Origin of the sequence: Mesorhizobium sp. M5C.F.Cr.IN.023.01.1.1 (genome assembly GCF_003997585.1) — a bacterium.
In the GTDB taxonomy this organism is placed as follows: Bacteria; Pseudomonadota; Alphaproteobacteria; order Rhizobiales; family Rhizobiaceae; genus Mesorhizobium; species Mesorhizobium wenxiniae.
This window is the reverse complement of the sequence record NZ_RZSU01000193.1, coordinates 1-6,079: the sequence shown is the minus strand read 5'-3', so window position 1 is coordinate 6,079 and position 6,079 is coordinate 1. Positions and strand designations below refer to the sequence as shown.

Genomic DNA, 6,079 nt, shown 5'->3' with positions numbered 1-6,079 from the left:
ATACTGGCAGAACCAGAACGACCTGTCATTGTTTATTCCGAGCCTCGAAAAAAAGCCGGCAGGAGATTAAAATCCATCAGAATTCATGTTGACAGTGCTTCGGCGTTGGATCAGTATTTTTTCGAGGCTCGAAAAAAAGAGTCTTTGTGCCGGCCTTCGGGCCAGTTGGTCGCGCCGTACGCGGCGTAGGGAGGAATATCATGAAGAGATTCACAGCCGCCATCCTGGCGGGGGCCGCCATGTCGCTGACGCTCGCGTCGGTCGCACAGGCGAAGGACAAGGTCATTGGTGTTTCGTGGTCGAACTTCCAGGAAGAGCGCTGGAAGACTGACGAAGCCGCCATGAAGTCGGCGATCGAGGCCGCCGGCGACAAGTATATTTCCGCCGATGCACAGTCCAATCCCGGCAAGCAGCTGACCGACGTCGAGAGCCTGATCTCGCAGGGCGCCAACGCGTTGATCATCCTTGCGCAGGATGCCTCGGCCATCGGGCCGGCGGTGCAGAAGGCGCTGGACGAAGGCATTCCGGTCGTCGGCTATGACCGGCTGATCGAGAACAAGGACGTCTTCTATTTGACCTTCGACAACCAGGAAGTCGGCCGCATGCAGGCTCGCGAAGTGTTCAAGGTGGCGCCGGAAGGCAATTACGTCTTCATCAAGGGCTCGGGCGCCGATCCGAATGCCGATTTCCTGTTCGCCGGCTCCATGGAAGTGCTCAAGGATGCCATCGACAGCGGCAAGATCAAGAATGTCGGCGAGGCCTATACGGACGGCTGGCTTCCCGCCAACGCCCAGAAGAACATGGAACAGTTCCTAACCGCCAACGACAACAAGGTCGATGCGGTGGTTGCCGCCAATGACGGCACCGCTGGTGGCGTCGTCGCGGCGCTGACGGCGCAAGGCTTGGCCGGATCCGTCCCGGTGTCGGGCCAGGACGGCGACCATGCCGCGCTGAACCGCATCGCGCTCGGCACACAGACCGTATCGGTGTGGAAGGACGCGCGCGAGCTCGGCAAGAACGCCGCCGAGATCGCCTCGCAACTGGCCGACGGCAAGCAGATGACAGACATTGCCGGCGTCAAGGACTTCGCCACGCCGGGCGGCAATGTCGTCAAGTCGCTGTTCCTGACGCCGATTGCTGTCACCAAGGACAATCTGAACGTCGTCATCGACGCGGGCTGGATCAAGAAGGAAGAGGTCTGCGCCGGCGTGGCGGCGGGCACTGTCCCGGTCTGCGACTGATCCGGCCTTCGCAAGAAGCCTGAAACGCCGCGGCTTCACGCCGCGGCGTTTTTTTCAAAAAGAATTGTTTTTCGCTTCTCGCGGATAACTTCCAAGCTGCTTCCGGCATCCGCGGCAGACGGCAAACCGGTGGGAGGACATCATGACCGACACGACTTCCAACACGCCGGCCGCCGATACAGGCGCCGATCGGGCGCGTGAATCCGAGCTCAGCCCGGTCGGCCGTTTTCTCAAGGCAACCGAGCTCGATATACGCATGCTCGGCATGGTCGGCGCGCTGCTGGTCATCTGGGTTGGAATCCACCTCCTGTCGGGCGGGCTTTTCCTCACGCCGCGCAACCTCTGGAACCTGTCGGTGCAGACCTCCTCGGTCGCGATCATGGCGACCGGCATGGTGCTGGTCATCGTGATGCGCAACATCGATCTTTCGGTCGGCTCCGTCGAAGGCGTGATCGGCATGGTGATGGGCGTCGCGCAGGCCGAATTCCTCATCCGAGTCATGGGGTTCCAGCTTGGAAATCCCTGGATTTGGATCATCGCACTGGCTGCCGGCGTGGTGCTCGGCCTCATGATCGGCGCGCTCCAGGGCTTCATCATCGCCTATCTCGAGGTTCCGGCCTTCATCGTGACGCTGGGCGGCCTGCTGATCTGGCGCGGCATGGCGTGGCTGATGACGAGCGGGCGCACCGTCGCGCCGCTCGATGCCACCTTTCAGCTCATGGGTGGCGGGCCGCGTGGCTCGATCGGGGCAACCGCAAGCTGGATCGTCGGCATTCTCGCCTGTGTGGCCGTCGCCTTGATGCTGCTCAACGGCCGGTCGCAGCGCAAGCGGTTCAAGTTCCCGCTGCGTCCCGTCTGGGCGGAAACCTTGCTTGGTGTTGTCGCTTGCGCCGCCATCCTCGGCGCCGTCTGGATCGCCAATTCCTATCCCTGGCCGATCGGCATCGTTCGCCAGTACGCCCAGCGGACCGGCATCACCATCCCGGAAGGCGGGCTGTTCATCGCCCATGGCATCGCCATACCGGTGCTGATCGCGGTCACTGTGGGCATCGTCATGACCTTCATCACCAGCCGCACCCGTTTCGGCCGCTATGTCTTTGCCATCGGCGGCAATCCGGAAGCGGCGGAACTCGCCGGCATCAACACGCGCTGGGTGACTATGAAGGTGTTCATGATCATGGGCGTTCTGGCCGCGATCAGCGCGGCGATTGCGTCGGCCCGTCTCAATGCGTCGACCAATGCGCTGGGTACGCTGGACGAGTTGCTGGTCATCGCGGCCGCGGTCATTGGAGGCACGTCGTTGGCCGGCGGCTCCGGCACGGTGCTCGGCGCCATGCTTGGCGCACTTCTGATGCAGTCGTTGCAGTCCGGCATGGTGTTGCTCGGCATCGATTCACCGCTTCAGAGCGTCGTCGTCGGCGCCGTCCTGGTCGTCGCCGTCTGGCTCGACACCGTTTACCGCAAGCGGGTCTGACCATGATCCAGAAAAAGTGGATACCGGTTTTCGACAAGATCATGCTCACGCAAAAACCATAGGGAGGAACGATCATGGCTGACACAACTGCTCCCACGCCACTGATCGACATGCGCAACATCTCGATTGCCTTCGGCGGCATTCGCGCCGTCGACGATGCGTCGATCGATCTTTTCCCGGGCGAGGTCGTGGCGCTGCTTGGCCACAACGGTGCCGGGAAGTCGACGCTGATCAAGATCCTGTCCGGCGCCTACAAGCGCGACTCGGGCCAGATCTTCGTCAATGGCGAGGAGGCTTCGATCTCCAATCCGCGCGACGCCAAGAAATATGGCATCGAGACGATCTACCAGACGCTGGCGCTCGCCGACAATGTCGACGCCGCCGCCAACCTGTTCCTCGGCCGCGAGCTGATGACCGGCTGGGGCACGCTCGACGATGGCGCCATGGAGGCCGAGGCGCGCAAGGTAATGGGCAGGCTCAATCCCCGCTTCCAGCGCTTCAAGGAGCCGGTGGTCAAGCTTTCGGGCGGCCAGCGGCAGTCGGTGGCTATCGCGCGCGCCATCCTGTTCAACGCCCGCATCCTGATTATGGATGAGCCGACGGCGGCACTGGGCCCGCAGGAAACGGCGCAGGTCGGCGAATTGGTCATGCAGCTCAAGGCCGACGGCATCGGCATCTTCCTGATCAGCCACGACATCCACGATGTTTTCGAGCTTGCCGACCGTGTCTGCGTGATGAAGAATGGTCGAGTCGTCGGCACGGCGCGCACCAGCGACGTAACCCAGGACGAGGTGCTCGGCATGATCATCCTGGGCAAGTGCCCGCCCGGTGCCATTCCGGGGCCAGGTGCGCTGAAGATCGCCGCCTGAAGCTCAATAAGCCGGCTAAATACCCGTCATGTGATGTGCCAGCGGTCATGATGGTTTGGCCGCGCCATTGTATGACGCAGGGACTTGCCCATAAGATGGGGACCATGGGCCGCAGCAGCAATTTGAAGAAGTTCTTTCCGATCGTCGCTTTCATCGCCGTCGCGCTGATCAGCCTGACGATGGCGGGATTCGCCTATTTCGCCACGCAGGAAGCGGCGCGCATCAAGTTCGAGGCGACGGCGGACGATGCGCTCAACCGGATCGATAGCCGCATCGACCTGCATCTGTCGCTGTTGCGATCGACCCATGCGCTGTTCGAGGCGCGCAATGGTGGCATTTCGCGGGGCGAGTTCAAGGCGTTCTTCGAAGCGCTTGGTATCAACGACAATTTTACCGGCCTGCGCGGTATCGGCTTTCTCCGGCTGGTGAGAGCCGGCGACGAGGCAGCCGTCGAGCGTGCCATCCTGCACGACTATGGCGCCAGCCATGCGATCTATCCGGCTACGACAACGCTGCCATGGCGTACGCCCATCACGCTGTTTGAGCCGCTGGATCCTTCCAATCAATCCAGCATCGGCTACGACATGTTCACCGAACCGGTGCGGCGCGAGGCGATCGAAAGGGCGATGGCCGACAACCAGCAGCACGCGAGCGGGCGCGTGCAACTCGGCCAGGAAACAGGTGCTGCGCAGACCTTCACCGGTTTCCTGGTTTTCGTGCGGCTCAACATCGAAACTGCGCCGGACGGCATCGATGCGTCCAAATCCTCGACATCAGGCTTTCTTTATGCAGCCTTCCGCGCCCGCGATCTGTTCCAGACCGCGCTCAGCCGAACGCCACTGCTGCCGGTGAACATCGAAATCTATGACGGCAAGGTGGATGCCGACCAACTTTTGTTCCAGTCGGAAACGCCGCCGGCATCGACCTTCGGTAACAGGCTGGTGGTTTCTCGCGAGATCACCATCGCCGGACGACCATGGACCGTTCTGTTCAGGCCGACAAGCGCCTTCTCGCAACCCTCCTCGCGCGCGATTCCGGTCATGCTCGGCCTCTTCGGGCTGCTGCTCGCAGGAACCATCGCGCTGGTGGCACGCTATCAGGAGCGGGCGTATGACGCGGTCTCGCTGCTTCATGAGACGACGGAAAAAAGCCTGCTCCAAAAAGACCTGATGCTGCAGGAGATGAAGCACCGCATCAAGAACTCGATCACGCGGGTACTGGCGATCGCGCGCCAGACGGCATCGCACGCCACCGACGTCCACGAGTTCTCGTCCTCTTTTTCGGCCCGGCTGCAAGCGATGGCGGCTTCCCAGGACATGCTGACGCGCTCGCGCTGGCAGAAGGCCGATCTCGGCGATCTCTTGCGCATCGAGCTTGGCCAGGTGTTCGGCAAGGAGCTTCCGGAGGGGATATTGTCGGGGCCAGAGGTGCTGCTCGACGAGACGACGACGCAGGCGCTCGGCCTGACCTTTCACGAACTGGCCACGAACGCGCTGAAATATGGCGAAACCGGCAATTCGGCCAATACTAAAAAGGGCGACTGGTCGCTCAAGGTCGACTGGTCGGTCGAAGGCCGCTGGCGCGACCGGACACTGGTTCTCAACTGGCGCGAAGTCGGCCAGAAGAAGCTTGAAGCACCTGCCAAAACTGGTTTTGGCACCAAGCTGATCGATTTGAACGTGATGCGCGAATTGCGCGGTACGATCAATCGCGATTTTCACGATGGCGGATTGAGCGTGGAAATCAGGATTCCGCTGTCGGACTGAAACGCTGACGCAAACCGACCGTTTTCGAAGGCCCCTAGTAAACAGGGACCGGACGAGCCGGTCTCCGCTTTTACTGCCGCATGCGTTTTGAAGCGGATCAGCAGCGAGCCGTAAAGAGACGGCCACGGTTGTCGCGGTACTGGCAATAGCCATTGCGCAGGTTGCGCACCAGCAGGCCGGTACCGGCACCGATTGCTGCGCCGACGAGGGCACCCTTGCCGCCGTCAATCAGGCCACCGGCCAGAGCGCCAACCCCGGCGCCCACGCCGACATCCCGCTCAGTGGTGCTGCAACCGCTGACCGCGACCACGGCAACCATCGCAATAATCATTTTCCGCATAGAGCTACTCCTCGCTTTTGTCCTCACTTGTAGTCCGATCCGTCATTTATCATGCGAAAAAGCGTTTTGCCCTTTCGATTTCACTGTTGGCTAAGAAAATCTTTTTCGGCGCGCGCGCCGGTCGAGGCAACCTCAAGATTGGAAATCTCCACGGAAGCATCGAGCGTGCCGTCCGGACGCACATTCCAGACGATCTGATCGTAATCATCCTCAAGTGTCGGATCGACGGAAAGGCATTTGGCAATTATGCGCGGAGCCTGACCCTGCACATCGCTCAGGGCAAACGGACGCTCGGCGGCGCATTCCTGAGCGGATTCGAACACGCTCACCGACACGGGCAGTTCGCGACACTCGGTCATCGCGTTCGAACAGCCAATGACCAGCAACAC

Annotated in this window: 7 protein-coding genes; 5 read left to right on the top strand and 2 right to left on the bottom strand. The window is 61.4% G+C overall.

Annotated elements, in window-relative coordinates:
- The 5 genes from EOA78_RS36665 to EOA78_RS34725 all read left to right on the top strand — a co-directional run.
- The coding region (locus EOA78_RS36665) for a hypothetical protein (RefSeq protein ID WP_206533561.1) at nt 1-189 on the top strand (189 nt) is incomplete at its 5' end.
- An 11-nt stretch (nt 190-200) separates the two neighbouring features.
- A complete protein-coding gene (gene xylF / locus EOA78_RS34740; RefSeq protein ID WP_127320163.1) occupies nt 201-1,241 on the top strand; it encodes a D-xylose ABC transporter substrate-binding protein in 1,041 nt (346 codons plus the stop codon).
- 142 nt (nt 1,242-1,383) lie between these two features.
- Nucleotides 1,384-2,715 carry a sugar ABC transporter permease gene (locus tag EOA78_RS34735; RefSeq protein WP_127320161.1) on the top strand — a complete coding sequence of 444 codons (1,332 nt, stop codon included), beginning with the start codon at nt 1,384-1,386 and terminating at the stop codon, nt 2,713-2,715.
- Nucleotides 2,716-2,789: 74 nt separating this feature from the next.
- Nucleotides 2,790-3,584, top strand: a complete 795-nt coding sequence (locus EOA78_RS34730) for an ATP-binding cassette domain-containing protein (protein WP_065007457.1) — start codon at nt 2,790-2,792, stop codon at nt 3,582-3,584.
- 122 nt (nt 3,585-3,706) lie between these two features.
- Nucleotides 3,707-5,350, top strand: coding sequence for a CHASE domain-containing protein (locus tag EOA78_RS34725; RefSeq protein ID WP_127320165.1), 1,644 nt, complete (start codon nt 3,707-3,709; stop codon nt 5,348-5,350).
- A gap of 97 nt (nt 5,351-5,447) precedes the next feature.
- Here EOA78_RS34725 and EOA78_RS34720 read toward each other — a convergent pair whose 3' ends face one another.
- Complete coding sequence (locus tag EOA78_RS34720) at nt 5,448-5,690, bottom strand: YMGG-like glycine zipper-containing protein (protein WP_065007456.1); 243 nt, start codon at nt 5,688-5,690, stop codon at nt 5,448-5,450.
- An 80-nt stretch (nt 5,691-5,770) separates the two neighbouring features.
- Nucleotides 5,771-6,079: hypothetical protein (locus tag EOA78_RS34715; RefSeq protein WP_245477997.1), on the bottom strand; the 309-nt coding region annotated here is incomplete at its 5' end.

What these genes read in the sequence shown, in the direction of transcription:
- EOA78_RS34720 (WP_065007456.1), bottom strand. Translation starts at nt 5,690, where the DNA reads ATGCGGAAAATGATTATTGCGATGGTTGCCGTGGTCGCGGTCAGCGGT.
- xylF (WP_127320163.1), top strand. Translation starts at nt 201, where the DNA reads ATGAAGAGATTCACAGCCGCCATCCTGGCGGGGGCCGCCATGTCGCTG.
- EOA78_RS34735 (WP_127320161.1), top strand. Translation starts at nt 1,384, where the DNA reads ATGACCGACACGACTTCCAACACGCCGGCCGCCGATACAGGCGCCGAT.
- EOA78_RS34730 (WP_065007457.1), top strand. Translation starts at nt 2,790, where the DNA reads ATGGCTGACACAACTGCTCCCACGCCACTGATCGACATGCGCAACATC.